At 62.3% G+C, this 16863-nt stretch carries 13 protein-coding genes and 1 pseudogene; 6 read left to right on the top strand and 8 right to left on the bottom strand.

The features are described from left to right. Positions 1–14 precede the first annotated feature (14 nt). Positions 15–590 carry an acyloxyacyl hydrolase gene (locus EJI00_RS05960; protein WP_126746551.1) on the bottom strand — a complete coding sequence of 192 codons (576 nt, stop codon included), beginning with the start codon at positions 588–590 and terminating at the stop codon, positions 15–17. A 211-nt stretch (positions 591–801) separates the two neighbouring features. Between EJI00_RS05960 and EJI00_RS05955 the strand changes: the two genes are divergently transcribed. After that, a complete protein-coding gene (locus tag EJI00_RS05955) occupies positions 802–1299 on the top strand; it encodes a polyhydroxyalkanoate granule-associated phasin (protein WP_126746550.1) in 498 nt (165 codons plus the stop codon). Between the two features lie 12 nt (positions 1300–1311). On the opposite strand, the gene EJI00_RS05950 is transcribed toward EJI00_RS05955, so the two are convergent. The 3 genes from EJI00_RS05950 to EJI00_RS05940 all read right to left on the bottom strand — a co-directional run bounded on the left by EJI00_RS05950 (position 1312) and on the right by EJI00_RS05940 (position 3827). Next, positions 1312–2559 (bottom strand): metallophosphoesterase, encoded by a 1248-nt coding sequence (locus EJI00_RS05950; protein ID WP_126746549.1) that lies wholly within the window; start codon positions 2557–2559, stop codon positions 1312–1314. 130 nt (positions 2560–2689) lie between these two features. Beyond that, on the bottom strand, positions 2690–3175 hold the full coding sequence (locus EJI00_RS05945) for a hypothetical protein (RefSeq protein ID WP_126746548.1): 486 nt from the start codon (positions 3173–3175) through the stop codon (positions 2690–2692). 130 nt (positions 3176–3305) lie between these two features. After that, positions 3306–3827: a hypothetical protein gene (locus EJI00_RS05940; protein ID WP_126746547.1), complete on the bottom strand. Its 522-nt coding sequence runs from the start codon at positions 3825–3827 to the stop codon at positions 3306–3308. A 297-nt stretch (positions 3828–4124) separates the two neighbouring features. Between EJI00_RS05940 and EJI00_RS05935 the strand changes: the two genes are divergently transcribed. The 5 genes and pseudogenes from EJI00_RS05935 to EJI00_RS05920 all read left to right on the top strand — a co-directional run bounded on the left by EJI00_RS05935 (position 4125) and on the right by EJI00_RS05920 (position 11739). Continuing rightward, on the top strand, positions 4125–4391 hold the full coding sequence (locus EJI00_RS05935; RefSeq protein WP_126746546.1) for a hypothetical protein: 267 nt from the start codon (positions 4125–4127) through the stop codon (positions 4389–4391). 339 nt (positions 4392–4730) lie between these two features. After that, on the top strand, positions 4731–5714 hold the full coding sequence (locus EJI00_RS05930) for an alpha/beta fold hydrolase (RefSeq protein WP_185868075.1): 984 nt from the start codon (positions 4731–4733) through the stop codon (positions 5712–5714). Positions 5715–6253: 539 nt separating this feature from the next. Next, positions 6254–6337 (top strand): annotated as a pseudogene (locus tag EJI00_RS25570) (ESPR domain-containing protein); the annotation flags it as partial. Positions 6338–6475: 138 nt separating this feature from the next. Further along, positions 6476–11122 (top strand): autotransporter outer membrane beta-barrel domain-containing protein, encoded by a 4647-nt coding sequence (locus tag EJI00_RS05925; RefSeq protein WP_260590469.1) that lies wholly within the window; start codon positions 6476–6478, stop codon positions 11120–11122. A 38-nt stretch (positions 11123–11160) separates the two neighbouring features. After that, positions 11161–11739 (top strand): OmpA family protein, encoded by a 579-nt coding sequence (locus tag EJI00_RS05920; RefSeq protein WP_126746543.1) that lies wholly within the window; start codon positions 11161–11163, stop codon positions 11737–11739. Positions 11740–12018: 279 nt separating this feature from the next. Here EJI00_RS05920 and EJI00_RS25565 read toward each other — a convergent pair whose 3' ends face one another. The 4 genes from EJI00_RS25565 to EJI00_RS25340 form a co-directional block, all read right to left on the bottom strand. Then, entirely contained in the window at positions 12019–12183 is a 165-nt protein-coding gene (locus tag EJI00_RS25565; protein ID WP_185868074.1) for an antitoxin VbhA family protein, read from the bottom strand. Between the two features lie 41 nt (positions 12184–12224). Further along, positions 12225–12485: a PbsX family transcriptional regulator gene (locus EJI00_RS05915; RefSeq protein WP_126746542.1), complete on the bottom strand. Its 261-nt coding sequence runs from the start codon at positions 12483–12485 to the stop codon at positions 12225–12227. A gap of 70 nt (positions 12486–12555) precedes the next feature. Further along, positions 12556–13293 carry a PIN domain-containing protein gene (locus EJI00_RS25025; RefSeq protein WP_185868073.1) on the bottom strand — a complete coding sequence of 246 codons (738 nt, stop codon included), beginning with the start codon at positions 13291–13293 and terminating at the stop codon, positions 12556–12558. A 216-nt stretch (positions 13294–13509) separates the two neighbouring features. Next, a complete protein-coding gene (locus EJI00_RS25340; protein ID WP_185868072.1) occupies positions 13510–16551 on the bottom strand; it encodes a class I SAM-dependent DNA methyltransferase in 3042 nt (1013 codons plus the stop codon). Positions 16552–16863: the final 312 nt, after the last annotated feature.

Here is a 16863-nt window from a genome sequence, read left to right as displayed (position 1 = left end):
GCGTTCTTCCTGTTCTAGAAGTGATAGGTGTAGCGCAGCCGGACAAAGTTTTCGCCGGGGTTCGGCTTCTTGATGCCGGCGTTCGAAAAGTGCTGCAGGCGCAGCGTGAGTTCATGGCGGCCGTTCTCGCCAAAGCTGCGTCCTACGCCCAGCACCTCGGTGAACTGGAATGCGGTGCTGAAGGTGCGGTCGGGCGTCTTGTAGAGGTGGTCCATCACCGTGGCGCCCACGCCGCCTTCGGCAAACCACGGGGAGCTGCCGGCGCCGAAGCGATAGTGCCAGGTGTAGATGGCGCCAATCTGCGTGTAGTTGCGCGAGCCGTCGCCAAGCGCCGGCGCATGCCACTGGCTGATGAACAGGTCCCAATAGGAGGTCAGCGCGCCTTCGTGCACCGGCTGGCGCAACGACCAGGGCAGCGTGACCCCCACGGTGGCCGGATTGGTAGCCCCTTTGCCGCCGTGCGGCGCACGGCCGCCCTCGAAATAGATGCCACGTGCGCTGTCTTCGAACGCATGAGCCGCGGTGCCCAGCAGGCAGCGAACGCCTGCGGACACGGCAGCCCCGGAGGACGCGGACGGTTGTACTTTCATGATGTGGGTTTTGAAAGCAAATCAAGGAAAGGATGGAAATAATTACCTTCCGCTCCGCTCCGTTCCGCGCCTTGGCCGGAGGCTATTGCCATGCCGAAAGGTAGTACTTGTTCAACATTCCTGCAAAGTTGAATTTGTTGCACCGCAACAAATTCCGCCGTCCAAGCCTATAGTGGGTGTTCGTTCATCTCCCATAGATCGGCCCTCATCCATGTCGTCCCTTACCTCCGCCGCGCGTTTGGCCAGCCCACTGATGCTGTGGGCCGACGTGGCCTTGAAGACACAGGAAATGCTGCTGTCTTCCGGCTCGGTGATCCACATGCGCACCGAACGCATGGCCAAGGCGGGGCTCACGCCCAGCGCGGCGGACCTTGCCGAGTTCCAGCTCATGGGCGACGAAAAGCTCGCCGCGGCGGGCAAAGCGGGCGCCGCCATGGTCAGGCAGTGGCACAGCAGCCATGTGTCGCTCTCAAGCCGCGTGCTGCAGCAATGGTTTCTGAGCGCGGGAGCTTTTCTTTCGATGGCCGGCAGCATCACGCCCGCACAGGCGGCGGTGCGCGGCGATGCCTTCGTCAAGGCCGCGACGCGCGCGGCCAGCACGGCAGGCCAGCTCTCGGGTGCGGCGGTTCGCATCGCGCGCGAAGGGCTGAAGCCGATCCATGCAGCGGCCACGTCGAACGCCCGGCGCCTGGCCGAGCTGCGCGCCTGACCGGCAAGAGCGTCAGCTGCGCGCCGGCACCAGCGTGACCAGCGTGATTTCGGAAGGCGCGCCAAAGCGCTTCGGCGGCCCCCAGTAGCCCGTGCCGCGGCTCACGTAGATCCACATGTCGTGCAGCCGGTGCAAGCCGGCCGTGAATGGCTGCTGCATCGGCACGAACAGGTTCCACGGAAAGAACTGCCCGCCGTGCGTGTGGCCCGACAGCTGCAGCTGGTAGCCGGCCCGGGCCGCGAGCGGTGCGCTGCGCGGTTGGTGGGCAAGCAGCACGCGCGTGTGCACGAGCGGCGGCGCGTCGTGCAGCGCAAGATGCGGATCGCTTTCGTGCGCGGGATCGAAATGGCCGGCGGTGAAGTCGGTCACGCCGGCCAGCACCAGCTGGCTTTCGAACAGTTCTTCGTCGTTCTGCGCGCCGCGCACATTGCGCGTCTGCAGCACCACGTGTTCGTTGAGCAGCACCTTCAGTCCGAGCCGGCGCAGCTCATCGATCCATGCGTGCGCGCCGGCGTAGTACTCGTGGTTGCCAGTCACCACGAAAGTACCGTGCCGCGCGCGCAGCCCGGCCAAGGGTGCGATGTGCTCGCGCAGCTCGGCCACGGTGCCGTCCACCAGGTCGCCGGTGATCGCGATGGCATCCGCGCCGAGCCGGTTCACCGCATCGACGATGCGCTGGATGTAGTCGCTCCGGATCGTCGGACCCACGTGAATGTCGCTGAGCTGCGCAATCGTGAAGCCCTCGAGCGCGGCAGGCAGCCCTTGAATGGGAACCTCGACACGCTTGACGGCCGCGGTGCGTCGCGCATTGAGAAAACCGACAAAAGACGCCAGCGTGGCGACCACCAGCACGGCCATGGCGCTCCACGGCAGCACTGCGTTCCAGGAAACCTGCAGGCCCGCCAACGCGCTCGCCAGCCAGGTGAGCAGCAGGCCTGCATCGCGCGCCAGCGTCAGCACGAACATCGAGGAGAACCAGCCCATGCTGATCAGCCCGGTCCATTTGAGCGCGTCCTTCAGGGAGGCGTTGCGCTCGGAACGGCGGGAGATGAACGGCAGCGGAATCGTGAAGGCCGAAACGGCAAGCGCCACGAGCGCCAGCGGCCAGGCCGGGGTGAGCATGGCCAGCGCGGGCACCAGGCGCAGCGCGATGTAGACATGCAGGAGCGCGGTCAGAACGCTCAGGGGACGTATCGGCATGGGGGCAATGGGAACGGGCACTGCCCGGGAGGCAACATCTGCAAGGCGCATGCCGTGCATTCAAGACGCCGGCTGGCCCGCGGCGCGCTATTTTTTCCATAGTGGTGCACCCGGATAGCAGGCGTTGCGGACGATACCGGCGACGGAATATAGGCCGCAGGCGGCGGGCCTGAGAACCGGCCTTGCCTTCTTACTGCACCGTGCGCGTGCCGGCAGATGCCATGTCGGTGCCCGCCGGCCACACAAATGCCACTTTGGCGGGCGTCCCCGGCAGGACATGCAGCGTTTGCTTGAGCGTGTTTCCAAGCAAGCGAGCCTCCACTTCATAGGTGCCGGGGTCGAGCCGCGCCACCATGAACGGGCCGCCTGACACCACGTTGTCGATCAGTGCCGTACCCCGGCTGTCGCGCACCGTGACGTGGACGTCGGCCGCGAACTCGGCGCCCTTGTGGTCCTTGATGGCAAATTCGAAAGTGGCCGGCCAGCGCGGCGCCACGGTCTCCATCAGCTTGGCTTCGTCGCTGCCGATGCCGCCGCTCATGTATTCGACGCCATGCGTCATGTAGATCGGCGGGTTGACTGCTGCTTGTGCCGAAGAAAGCGCCGCGAGAAGAACGGCGCCCCACAGTGCAGCGGCCGCAGCGGGCCGCCTGCGAGATGAAATCAGGGTGCTCATGGTCCGAATCCTTTCTTCCTTGTCTGCGTGGCGGAAGGCCACGGCGCCACTGTGCGGCGCACGGCTTAGACAAGGCTTAACAGGAAGGACCGGCGTCTGCCCCGGACGGAAGCCGGAGAGAAAACCCCGCCTAGCGGGCGGTGGAGGTCTGCGCGAGCGCCTGCGTTTGCGGCGCGGGCGGCAGCACCGAGGCCATGTCGAAATTCGAAGGCCACATGAAGACCGCACGGGCCGGCACGCCGGCAATCACGGTCAGCGTTTGCGTGATCGTCAAGCCGCCGAGCGTCACGTTCACGTCGTATGCACCGGGATCGAGCCGGGCGAGCATGTAAGGGCCGTTCGACTGCGCCTCCATCACCGGACGGCCCGTGTACTTTTCACGCACCTGAACCGCGGCCCGCACCGGGAAGTTGCTCTTTTGCGTGCTGTCGTTGATGCCGAACTCGATGGTCGCGGCCCATCGCGGCGACACCATCTGCATGAACGACGCCTCGGCCTTGCTCGCGCCCCCGCACATGTATTCGACGCCTTGCGCCATCTGTATGGGCGGGTTCGAGAACGCATGGGCCGATGTGGTCATCGCCCCGAACAATGCTGCTGTGCCGCCCAATACCAACGCAGCCATCGGCTGCCGGAGACGCATAAGGTTCATTGCTTCGATGTCCTCGATCATGGGTGACGTGAATCCGTCGAGGATTTTGCTTAGCAAGAGTCGGGCTAGATATAGCGTTTACGAGGAACGATCCTCGCGGAAATGTTGAATGCTATTGTTTTAATAGCTGATGACGCCCGTATGACAGGCGCATGAGCTGTTTCTGCTCTTCCTCTATATGAAAACCCTGAGGGATGTGTCCGTACACCCGATTCGGCGGGTTGCACGTGGCCGGCGCCTACACCGGTGCACAGCCTCGCTTGTTATGAAGAAGTCCGTACAGAAAAGGAGCTTCAAATGAACATCGGATCCAAGATCGAGGCAGTCAAGAAGATGGACGCGCAGCGGCCGGACTTTCCGGGTGAGCACCTCGCGGTGCTGTGCGCAGGCCTCTTCCTGCTGTTGACCGCCGGGCGAAGCCGCTCGCTGGCTCGCCGTCTGCTGGCTGGTGCTGCGGGCGGCGCGCTGGTCGGCCGCGCGGCAAGCGGCACTGGTGGACTGGCACGTGTCGCACGGCTTTTGCAGGGCGGCATGGGTGGCGGGCGCCCGATGCGGATGCCGTAGGTCGCGGATCACGCGGGATCGGCTGCGCCATACAAAAGACGCAGCGGTAACTTTCGCTGGCACCAACGATCGAATTCAATTCAATGTAAAAGATATTCCTCCGAATTGGACATTGAAGCGGTCACGCGTAATCCCATCGAATTTGGACTGTGAACGATCTCTCGATATCGATTCAAAAAGATCATCCGAAGAGAAGGCTTGCATCAGCCGCGCAAAAGCAAAACTAGACTCGCTTGGGCTTATCAATTCAAAGGCCCTTCGCACCGCTTTCGCGGCTTTCCGAGACAGTTCAGGGGTGGCCGCAATCTCGCTTGCCGGGCCCGCTTCGTGGAGATTTTCTTGACGATCAGTCGACGTACATTCAATGCAGCCGGATCTATTTTTTCAGTCCTGACCGTCGCAGGTTGTGGTGGTGGTGGAGGCGGCAGTGGAGGCGGCGGAGCCGGCAACGGCGCATGGCCCGCAAATTCCCCGGGTGCTTCCAAGGCCGAGACCTCCGGGTTCGTTTCCGTGAACGGAAAAAACCTCTACCACGTGAGCGTGGGAAAAGGAATTCCGGTCGTCTTTCTGCACGGTGGCTTGGGGTTGGACCATCAGTATTTCCGACCCTTCATCGATCCGCTTGCCGACAACGCCCAGATCATCTGCTACGACCAGCTGGGGCAAGGCAAATCGGACCGGCCGGCCAATTTCGACGAGCTGACGCTCGAGCGCTTGAGCTCCGATTGCAACGTCTTGACCAAGGCGCTCGGCATTGACAAATTTGTTCTCGTCGGCCACTCGTACGGCGGGTTTATTGCGCTCGACTTTGCGCTTCGATTCCCCCATCGTCTCGCGGGCCTGGTGTTGTCGTGCACCGCGCCTGATACCTCATCGTTCGTCCAACGCAGCCCGTTGGGCGGCACGCCTGCACAACAGGCTGCCCTGGGGCAATTGCTGCTCGCTCCGACAGCCAGTGACGAGGATCTTCGTAAAAAATGGGCGGAGGTGGAAGCTTTGTATTACAACAATGCGAGCCCGCCCGCAGGCGTACTCGCAGATGTCGACCAACGGACGATTTACTCCGCAGCGGCGTTCAACCGTGGCAATCAGCTCCTGGCCGACTACAACTTTGTTCTGCGATTGCCGTCAATCAACGTTCCGACCGCTGTTCACTACGGTGCAGGTGATATTTGGCGTTTTGGCGACGATGAGAAATTGGCAAAGAGCATTCCCGGAGCGACGCTGAAGTATTTCGCCAACAGCGGCCACTGGCCGTTTCAGGAAGAGCCTGCGGAGTTCGTCCGTTACATGCGCAGCTTCATTGCGAGCTTGCCCAACTGAGCCTGCCAAACGATTCGGCCGGCATGGAAGGTGAAGAGATTCACCTTCCATGCCGGCCGCTTTCATTGGCCCGCCGGAAGCTTATTTTTCATGCCCCCACCTCGGCAATCGCAAACTGTCTTTGGAGACTCTCAGAATTTCTGTCAGCCAGCGGCACTTACTACTTTTGTGCGCATTTGCATATTCGAATATTCGTCTAGTCGACTTTGAAATTTTAACCAATCTGTCGAACGTGTTGGCGGCCAGCGCTAGAGGCACGTCATCGGATGCTGTCGATTTTTTCGTTTTTCCCAGTACAGATAGGTACTTTGCAGGTTGCTCCTGCGCTCGAAGTCGTGATAAATTTCCTTATGAAAAATCCCTTCGCAAAGTAATGTAAACAAAAGCTGAATTTTGTGAAGTAATGCCTTCGGGTTATTGGGCCCCTTCCAATAGCCTCCACGACTGCCGCATAAGCCGGCGCGCCACAGCAGTGGGTTGCCGGAAATGGTTTCCGGATCGACCGCATCGCTGGGACTTTTTGGAGCGAGGGTCAAAAAATGAACCGGTCATTTAGAAGCATCTGGAATGAGGCGCTCGGCGCCTGGGTGGCGGCCAGCGAGGTTTGCAGCGCGCGCGGCAAGAAATCCTCGAGCATCACGCTCGGCGCGGCCCTCTTGGCCACGGCGGCTTTCGGCAGCGCATCGTCCGCCTGGGCAGCCAACGAGTGCGGTGTTGTTGCTTCAGGCGGCACCGTGATTTGCAACGGTGACGGAACGCCCGTGGGAGACGCGAACCCGAACACCACCGGCATTGCGTACGGCACCGACAACATCAAAGTCGTCGTGGACGGCACCGCGGCGCCCTTCACCATCGCGCCGGTCAACACCCATGGTGTTTATTCGAGCGGTAGCGGCGCAGGCAATCAAGAGATTGAAGTCAACGGCCCGGTCACGATCAATGTGACAGCGCCTGCGGGCAACACTGGGGCCACTGCGATGTGGGCGGTGCTGGCCGAAACGAAAGCCGGTAACGGCAATGCGAGCGTCGTCATCAATGGTGCGCAGATCGCTACCACCGGCGACTTCGCGACTGGCCCCACCGCAGTCGCTTTCGGCAACGGCAACGCAACCGCGATTCTCAATAGCGGCTCCATCACCACCACCGGCCAGCAAGGTTGGGCGGTGGGTCTGTTTGCCGAAACGAACGGCATCGGCACAGCGACGGTCACGGTGAACGGCGGCTCGATCAATACAGGTGTCAGCCCGACAAATGGCTCGCACGCGGCATACGCGTTGGCGCGCGGCAATGGCAATGCCGTGGCCACCATGACGGGCGGTACGGCCACCACACAGGCCTTGAACAACTCGGCCGTTGTGGCCCAGACAATGGGCTCCGGCACGGCTTACGCCACCATTTCTGGCGGCACGGCGACGACCAACGCCGCCAGCGGGGCCGTCGGCGCATTCGGCTCAGGATCTGGCGCTGCGATTGCCAGTCAGACGGGAGGGTCGGTGATCGCCAACGGAACGGGTGGCACCGGGCTGTACGCGGTGGCCGTCGGCACGGGCGCGGCGACCGCGTCGATGACGGGTGGCAGCATCGCGACCCAAGGTGGCAACGGCTACGGAATCTGGGCCTCTGTCCTGAACTCTGGCAGCACGGCGGCGGCAACGGCAACCATGGATGCCGCAGCTTCGAAGATCACCACCAACGGCGCCGCCGGCTCTGGTGTCTACGCACACAACGCCGGCAATGGCACGGCCACGGCCACGCTGCAGAACGGCAGCATCAGCACCGCGGGCGCCTACGCTTACGGCCTGCATGCCGAAACGCTCGGCACTGGCGATGCGGTTGCCAGTTCTTCGGCGGGCACTTCCATCCAGACCGGTGGCGTCGACGGCGCCAAGGGCATCCTGGCCCATGCCATGGGAACCGGCAATGCGACGGCGATCAACAATGGATCTGTCTTGACGACCGGTGCCGGCGCCCTGGACGGCAATTTTGGTGTCTATGCAGTTGCGACTGGCAGTAACGCCAGCGCGAGCAATACCGGAACCGTCACGACCGCCGGCACATTCGGCTACGGCGTCTATGCCGTGACCAGCGGCAATGGCACGGCCACGGCCACCTCCAGCGGCGCTATCACGACCAACGGTCCCTACTCCACCGGGATCGGTGCGCATATCGACAACAGTGATTCGTCAAAGCACGGCACTGCGATTGCAACGCTACAGGCCGGCGGAACCGTCGCGACCAATGGGTCTCCCTACGGCATTGGCGTTTTTGCGGACGTCATGGGCTATGGGGATGCGATTGCCACCAACCAGGGGGCCATCGCTACCAAGGGGCAGTTCGCGCAGGGAACGGCAGCCCGCGTGCTTTATGGTGCAGGTGACGCCACGGCCGTGAATCAAGGGACGATATCCACCACGGGTATTGCAGCCCAAGGCATGCAAGCAGCAGTTGATCAGGGCGCTGCGGGCAATGCAACGGTACTGAACTCAGGGACGATCACAACGGTTGGCCAAGATGCGGTTGGTATTTCAGCGAGCATCGGGACTGTTGCCAGCACGTCGACGGCGACGGCGATCATGAGCGGCGGGTCGATCACCACATCGGGCGCCGCTGCCACAGGCATCGTCAGTTCCAACGCCGGCATGGGCGCGGCCACCGCCACGCTGTCGAACGGCAGCATCTCCACCAGCGGTGACGCGGCGAATGGCATTTTCGCTAAAACCAGCAATGTCAACGGCACCGGGGCGACCACGCTGGCCATGACGGGCGGGACCGTGGAAACCACCGGCCTCGCCGCCGATGGCGCACGTGCCATCACCGACGGTCTTGGCGCCGTGACCGCGTCAATGAGCGGTGGCAGCATCAAAACGAGTGGCGACAACGCCAATGGCTTTATCGGTCAAATCACCAACAAGGCCAATACGTCCGATGTCAACGTCACGATGACGAATGGCCAGATTGTCACGTCGGGCCTCAGCAACGGCCTTGGCGCCGTTACGAGCGGGTTGGGCAATTCGACCGTGACAGTCACGGGTGGCGCCATCAACTCCACCAGTGGTTCTGGATCCATTGGGGTCGCAAGCGCCATCACCAACTTTGCGAGCACGAGCACTGCGGCGGTGGTCATGCAGGGCGGCTCGGTGACGGGCGACCGCGCCATCAGCGTCACCAATACGGGATCGGGAGTTGCAGCGGCGACCATGAGCGCCGGTACCGCGACGGCCACCGGCGTGAATGGGGATGGCCTGCGCGTTGCGGCCAGGGGCGGCACCTACGACGTCGACGTCACCGGCGGCACCCTGACTGGCGGCAGCGGCGCGGGCGCAGCCATCCACACGACGGCCGCCGCAGGCGGCACCATCGACATCGGCACGGGCGCTACCGTCAACGGCGCCGCCTCCGGCATCGCCATCCGCGACGGCGACTTCGCCCAAACCGGCACCGACACGCTCGGCGGCAACGCCGTCGTCACCACCGCCGGCACCGTCACCGGCGACGCCATCCTGGGCCTGGGCAACGACAACCTCACGCTCACCGGCGGCAGCTTCAGCGGCAACATCTACGGCGATGACAAAGTCGCCAGCGCCACCGACGGCAATGACAGCTTCACCTGGACCGGCGGCACCCTCGCGGGCGGCTTCTACGGCCAGAACGGCTCGGACACCGCCTTCGTGTCCGCCCCCGGCTACAACGGCAGCCAGGTGCTGGACGGCGGCGACGACGTCTCGGCCGCCGACGGCTGGGTCGACCGGCTGACTCTGCAGGGCGTCACCGCCACCGCGGGCGGCGACACCCTGCGCAACTGGGAAACCATCACGCTGGACAACACCCGCCTGACCCTCGCCGGCGCCCCGCTCGTGGTCGGCGCAGGCGCGGACACCAGCGGCGCGCCGATGGGCCTGTTCATCCAGCCCACCAGCAGCGTCTTCATGGGCCAACCCGCCTTCACCGTCACCGGCGACGTGCACAACGCCGGCCTCATTGACCTGCGCAACCCCGCCGGCACGCCCGGCAACGCGCTCACCGTCAATGGCAACTACGCCGGCACCAACGGCCTCGTACGGCTGAACACAGCACTGGGCAACGACGCCAGCGCCACCGACAAGCTGGTGGTCAACGGCAACACCAGCGGCACCACCCGCGTGCTCGTGGCCAACGCCGGCGGCGCCGGCGCCGCCACCATCAACGGCATCCAGGTGGTCCAGGTCAGCGGCACCTCCTCCGAAGGCAACTTCACCCTGGCCGCCCCCGTGCAGGCCGGTGCCTACGAGTACGGGCTGCACCGCGGCGGGCGCACCGACGGCGACGCCAACAGCTTCTACCTGAGCAGCGTCTACAACACGCCGGTGCCCATTCCTGTGCCCGGCATTCCGACTCCTCCTGCACCTGCACCGGTCCCGGCCCCCGAAGTGCTGCGCCCCGCCGTGGCCGGCTACGTGATGGGCCAGGTCGCCACCCAGGAACTGGGCCTGGGCCTCTTGGGCACGCTGCACCAGCGCGTGGGCGAGCAGCAGACCCTCAAGTGGGACCACTGCGGCTGCGACGACAAGGCCCCCGCCGACCAGGCGTGGATGCGCCTGCACGCGCAGCGCCTGGACCTGGACGGCAAGCGCCAGTTCGGCTTCGAGCAGGAAATGCAGTTCTTCCAGCTGGGCAAGGACCTGGCCGTGCGCTACAGCGGCGACGCCGGCGACAAGTCGCGCAGCCACACCGGCCTGAGCGTGGGCTATGGCCGCACCAGCACCCACTTCAACGACCGCCGCCGCGGCGACGCGGGCATGGGCTACGACACCGGCAAGATGAAGGGCCAGATGCTCACCCTGGGTGCGTACCACACGCGCTACGCCGACAACGGCAGCTACCTGGACCTGGTCGGCCAGCTGCATGCGGTGCAGAACAAGTACACCGACAAGTACGGCGGTGAGGGCACGCAAAAGGGCACCGGCGGGGGGCTGAGCGTGGAAGTGGGCCGCCCCTGGCAGATCGGCGACAGCCAGTGGCTGATCGAGCCGCAGGCGCAGCTGAGCTACCAGCTCACGCGCTACCGCGGCTTTGCGGACAACATCTCCACGGTGGACGGCTTCACCAGCCAGAGCCTGCGCGGGCGCCTGGGCGCACGCCTGGCCTGGAACGACAAGGCCGAGCGCGCCGACAAGCTCACGCGCACCAACACCTTCTACGTGACGGCCAATGTGCTGCACGAGTTCAAGGACCCCAAGGGCGTGACCATCGGCAACACCACGGTGGACGAGCAGTGGGCCAAGCAGACCTGGGCCGAGCTGGGCGTGGGGGCGCAGCTGCCGCTCGGCAAGGCGGCCTACCTGTACGGCGGGGTGCAGTACCAGCGCTCGCTCAGCGGCAAGGGCCGCGAGGGCGTCTCGGGGCAACTCGGCGTGCGGGTGGCGTGGTGAGCGCCGCCGATAAACAGACAACGCCAAGGAAAGAACACATGCAAACGAAGAACACTCCGACACGGCTCGCGCTCGGCGCCGCAGCTCTCGCCACTCTCGTCCTGGCCGGTTGCGGCAGCCTGCACGACGAGCGCTACAACTGGTGCCAGGGGCAGAACTGCGCGCTCACGCCGGTGGTGACGCCGGCGCCCGCACCCACCCCGGCTCCGGCGCAGCCGACGACGCGGCGGGTGAACCTGAGCGCGGACACGCTGTTCCGGTTCGACCGCTCGGGCGCGGCGGACATGCTGCCGCAAGGCCGCGCCGAACTGGATGCGCTGGCGCGTGTGCTGCAGGGCCCGGAGATGCAGGTGCAGAGCCTGACGATCACGGGACACACGGACCGGCTGGGGGATGAGGCCTACAACGACCGGCTGGCGCTGCAGCGTGCGAACACCGTGCGCGACTACCTGAAGGCCGCAGGCGTGCGCGCGCCGATGGAGGTGCGCTCGATGGGCGAGCGCGAGCCGGTGACGCGCGACTGCCAGGGCTTGCAGCGCTCGCCGCGCCTGGTGGCCTGCCTGCAGCCGGACCGCCGCGTGGTGGTGGATATCCTGGGACAGGCACAGGGGAAGTAGTCCCCAGTCCTCAGTAAAAACCACGAAGAACTCCAGGCTGCACGTAGAGCCTGGCGTTAAAAAAGCGCCCAGCAATGCTGGGCGCTTTTTCTTTTGTCGAATCGGTTCATGGCAGCCAAGTCGCTGCCCCGCTTCTTGTCGGAAGACACGAAAAGTGAAAAACGCAGCGTTGATTTAAAACGCGTTTTTCAGTTTCCGTGTCGCAACGTTCTCGGAACGCGCCACCATTATTGAAAAAATCCCGCAGTCTCGCCACGAAAAGTGAAAAATTCGTGCAGCTCACGAACGATCGTCCGCGACGGTTCCGCGGGTGGCTCGCTCAAGGCTGGCGGCAACGGCCTGCTCGTATGTCATTCGGCCTTCTATGACTGCGTCGCAATCGGCTATGAACTCGGGTGTTGGTGCATGACCTGAGATCCGCGTGTTCGCCAACGCCTGTTCCATCGCAAGCTGTCGAGGTAGCTGACCAAGAGTCGTAGTTGTGCTCACCAAAATACCTCACGTCCGTAAGGACTGAACGCCATGGCCTCTCCGCCATGCAAGGCAGGATCGAACCGCGCCAAGAGTGCTTCCAGGGAGTCCTTCGAACGATCGACTCGCCGAACTATCACGCCTCCATGGATCGCTTCAACGGTGATACGCATACCAGCAGCGAGGCCGGCCATCTCAGCAAACGGTGCGGTCAGGCGAATAGCGAGGTCATCGTCCGATTGTTCGACGATGCCGTTCATCTGTGCGTGGATCATAGGTTTCATGCTCCTTGGGAGCATTGTCGATGATCAATGTCGCTGCTGCCAGCTCTCTAGAAGGCACCCCTCAGGGTAGGTATGTCACCTTGTCGCCGTCAATTGCAACGATGCTGGACCTCTTGAGATGTGCCACTGCTTCTGCAAGCGTTGCTTCGGATGCATCTTTTCCGAGCATGGCTTCGAGATGCCGAAGGAACGAGGCTTTCTTCTGGGGCCGCTCCGCACCCATTTTCCCGAATGCCTTCGCAACACGGCGCAGTCTTGCCGGAACGCTGCTGTCCTTTGCAGCAACCAACTTTTTCGATGGTGCGGCCATCGTGGCCGCAGGCTTCTTCTTGGGCTTCGTTGCTTTCTTCGCAACCGCCTTCTTCGCCGGCACCGCTATCTTCTTAGCAGCCGACTTCTTAGGTGTAGCAGCCTTCTTGAGTGGTGGTGCGGTCTTCTTCGCGGCGGCGTAGCCTTCGCGGCGGACCTCAAAACCGAGCGCCACGGCGTGCTCGATCATGGGCTCGTAGCCCTTGTCATTGGCGATGACCACAAGCCGTGCGTCGGGATGTTTTGCAGCGACATACCCAAGATAGAACGAGAGATGAAAATCAAGCGCGTTGTTGCCCGTTCGGGTGATGGGCACCAACGTAGCCCGACCTCCGATCAGAGTCTTGAAGGTCTGGCTCAGTTTCTGCTGATGGGGGCCATGAAAGATCCAGGCATCCGCGAAGCCGGGAGCCAGCTCATCCAGAAGAGCCGCAGGTGGCTGCACGTTTTCAAGGTCAACCAGCACGTGGACCTGTTCATCAGTGGGCATCGTCAGCTCCAGTCGTTGCGCTCGTCGTGAGTGGGACTCTTATGGCGTGATTCCGGGTTTGCGGCCGGGGTGAGCAAAAAGCGCAGCGAGCCGCTGAGAGGACCAAAACCCAGCGCCTATCCATTTGCATCGAGCGCAAAATTCGCCGTCATCCTGGCGCAGAATGAATTTGCCGGACGCATACCGCTGACGATGCAACACGCCTAAAACTGCCAATCAACTAATCGGCATTGCGGTCGAGTTGTGAGTGCTAGCAGTGGCGGCGACGGAGCCGCCCAAGGCGAGCTGTTTCATGGGGGCTCGCGCCTTGTTTTCCAGCAAAAGGGCTACGAGCACCTGTTCGTCAGACAGAGAAGGCTCGTACTCCCATCCATAGCAAGCGGCGACGGCCCGGTCTAGATTCTCATGCGCTGTCCGAAGCCACTCCGGTTCCTCGTTGTAGAGGTTGGTCATAGTCCGGCGGGCTAGAACCTTGGAATTCTCATCCGAGATGTCGGGGCGTACGACGATTCTGTCTGGATAGGGAGACGCAGACATTCCGGCAGGAGCGATTTCAGGAACGCTAATGGTCCACTCCGGCGGATTCAGCCATCGCTCGCGCAACTCGTACAAGCGATTGGCTGCTACGGCGACGCTCCTCGCACGGGCTTTGGTGGCCATATCGAGTCCGGCCGGGAGAAGCACTCCTTCGCAAGTTTCAGTGCCTCTACCTGCCGTATCGGCAGGCGTGAGTCCCCCCGGGAAAGGGTATGTTTCAAAGCAGGTGGTCGGGGTATACCTTGGGCGATCTTCCAGTGACGTGCCCAGCCGGAGCGACCAAAGGCGGTGGAACCGCGACTGCAGAACGCCGAACGTGTAGTCATCTTCTCTGGCGACCACTGCCAAGGCGTGGTCAGGGAGAATTCGATGATCAAGCCAGGTGAAGATGCGGTGTTTGGCAACGACGACCGTCACAAGTTGCCGCCGAAGACCGGCCACAGCGGCGCGCATACGCGGCACAGGCTCTGCGAAGAGCCACCAGTACTTTCGGTAGCTCTCACGGTTGCTTTTCAGCCGCAGTGGGCGAACGTTCTCGCGAACGTGGCGGTATGGAGCCGCAAACAATTGGGCGTCTGCTTCGACCATGTTGCACCCGAAGTCGACCAGCCAGTTGTCCGCAGGGCGGCGAACAATATCCAAGCCATTTGCCCAACGGCGAAGCACCTGCGCGTTGGACAAGCCATTCGGATTGGGCTGCTGTAGCCATTGCCGAGCGAGTACGGGATCGCATTCAAACGGGCCGCCCTTCACGGTCGTGTAGAAGCAGCAGTCAACGTTCTCCGGCAAGACAGCGGCTTTAGATAGGTCACTGCCAGCAGTTAAATCAGGATTGATCGCGCTCACTGCTACGTTATTCAGCCGCACCGGCTGGCCGTGTCCCTTGAGAGCAAAGGTGATCAGTGAGACTTTGACGGCCGCCCCGTCATTGATCCACGGCAATTCGTCCCAAGCATCGAAGATTTCACAATCCTTCGCGATGGCATCTAAGACTGCGCGATTCATACCGCCGCGGATCGAGTTTGTGGCTACCAGGCCAGCGACCACGGCGCGGCCTGATTTCAGGGCTTCATGAGCGTTGCTGAACCAGTAGCAGACCAAGTCGGCAAAAGCTGGGACGCGCTTGCTGTATCTGCCGCGGAGGTGCGCTGAGTACTCGACGCCAAGCTCCTTCCACTGCCTCTTTGTGCCGAGGAACGGAGGATTTCCGACGATGACTGTCGCCTCCGGCCATATGGCTGCACTTCCATCCAGCGCGATGAGAGCGTCGCTTGTTTGAATGTGATCGAGAGGCTGCAAGATCGGTGTCTCGTGCACGGTGTAGCCGTGCTCTCGCAGCCACTGCAGCTCCCCAATCCATACCGTGACCTTTGCCAGCTCGCTAGCAAATTCGTTTGTCTCGATCCCAAGCAAATTGTGCGGCCCTGTCACAGACAACTGGCGTTCCAGCCCGAGCTGCTCGCCCTCTATGTTGACGATGTGCTCGATGTCCTTCAGGCACTTCAATGCCATGTAGAGAAAGTTTCCGCTGCCGCAGGCTGGGTCGAGAACCCTGAATGCAGAAAGGCGATGAAGGAAGCCCGAAAAAATAGCCTTTGCATCCCGCTCGACCTCATTCGCCTGGGTGCGCAGCCGCGCGTACCTATCGCGGAGGGTCGGTGACTTGCTGGAAATGCCTTTGGCGCGGACGCGCATGTAGTCGCGTTTACTGAGCAGCGAAGCGATCTGCTCTCGTGTGCCGGCCCACTCTGTGAGTAAGGGGTGCCGAATTGCGGGCTCCAGGAGCCGCATGATTGTCTCCGGATCGGTGTAGTGTGCGCCCAGTTGAGCCCGCTTGGACGGATCGAGGCCGCGCTCGAACAGCGTGCCGAAAATCGCAGCGTCTATGAAGCGCCAGTTCTCACTTGCAGCCGTTGCAAGGGCGTGGACATCCTCCTTCACGAGGTCAGGGACATCGATCTCCTTGAACAGCCCGCCGTTAAACCATGGAATGTCGTCAACACCAAAGCTACCGCCCGCTTGCATCTTCTGGAACAGCTCGATGAGGGAACTGCGAAGTGCCTTGGGCGCGATCCTCTTCTGGATCAGCCTCTTGAACACATCCGCTGGTAGTAGTCCTGCGTCGTCTGCAAAGAAGCAGAAGACGCATTGCGTTAGGAAATGCGCCGCCCGCCTCGGTGCAACCCCGCGCGCGCGCAGTCGATCTGCAATCAGAGCGAAGGTACTGGCAACATCTGCCGTGAGCTGTTGTACCGTTGTCCCAGGCCTGAAGCGGTAGGGGTCGGTAAACGCGCTTCGAAGGAGTTCACGAATCACTGGATCGCGAAGTTCCTGAAGTCCAATCACAGTTTTCACTGAGGGATGTCCAGTGAAATGAGTGTGGATTTCGATTGTCAGCCGGTCACTGACAATTAATAAGGGCGGGTTTTCCAAAGGCAGCGCGTACAGAATGAGCTGCTGCAACGCCGCGTTGAGGTCACCCTTGGGAGCCTTGTACTCCCAGCCAAAGTGTCCCCGTTTCCACACATCAGCAAAGCCGCGGCTGGTAGCAATAGCGCGGAACCCTTTTTCGAAGCAGTAGCTTTCTGGGTCATCCGGCAGTGGCACGTCGAGAACACCGCATAACTCGTAGAAGTGGGCTTGCGCGCCTGCCCGCTCACCGAGTTTGTACGACTTGCCCCCAGGGCCCCACTTCTCGATGAAAGTGGTAACGCTAGACACGTCCCGGCTGGCGGTTAGTGCACCTCGTTTCTCTGACAGAACTATGGACACAGCCCATCTCCCGAGACTTGGGCATTCCATGCTGCAAGCAGGAGTTACATTTGGTCAAGGAAAGTTGGGCTGGCAAGGCCTATGTGCAGTCAATTAACAACAAATTCCCTGCCGCTTGACCCGACGGTTCGGCTTGATGGATTCGTTCGACTCGTCCTTTGCAGTCACATCTGAATGTGATGACGCTGCAGCTCGCAATCGCTCGCGCGCCATGCCGCTAAGTGGATGATGTCTACTTTGGGCCAGCTTGGGATGGCACAT

It is taken from the genome of Variovorax sp. DXTD-1 (assembly GCF_003984625.1).
GTDB lineage: Bacteria > Pseudomonadota > Gammaproteobacteria > Burkholderiales > Burkholderiaceae_C > Variovorax.
This window is presented reverse-complemented; position numbering and strand designations above follow the sequence as displayed.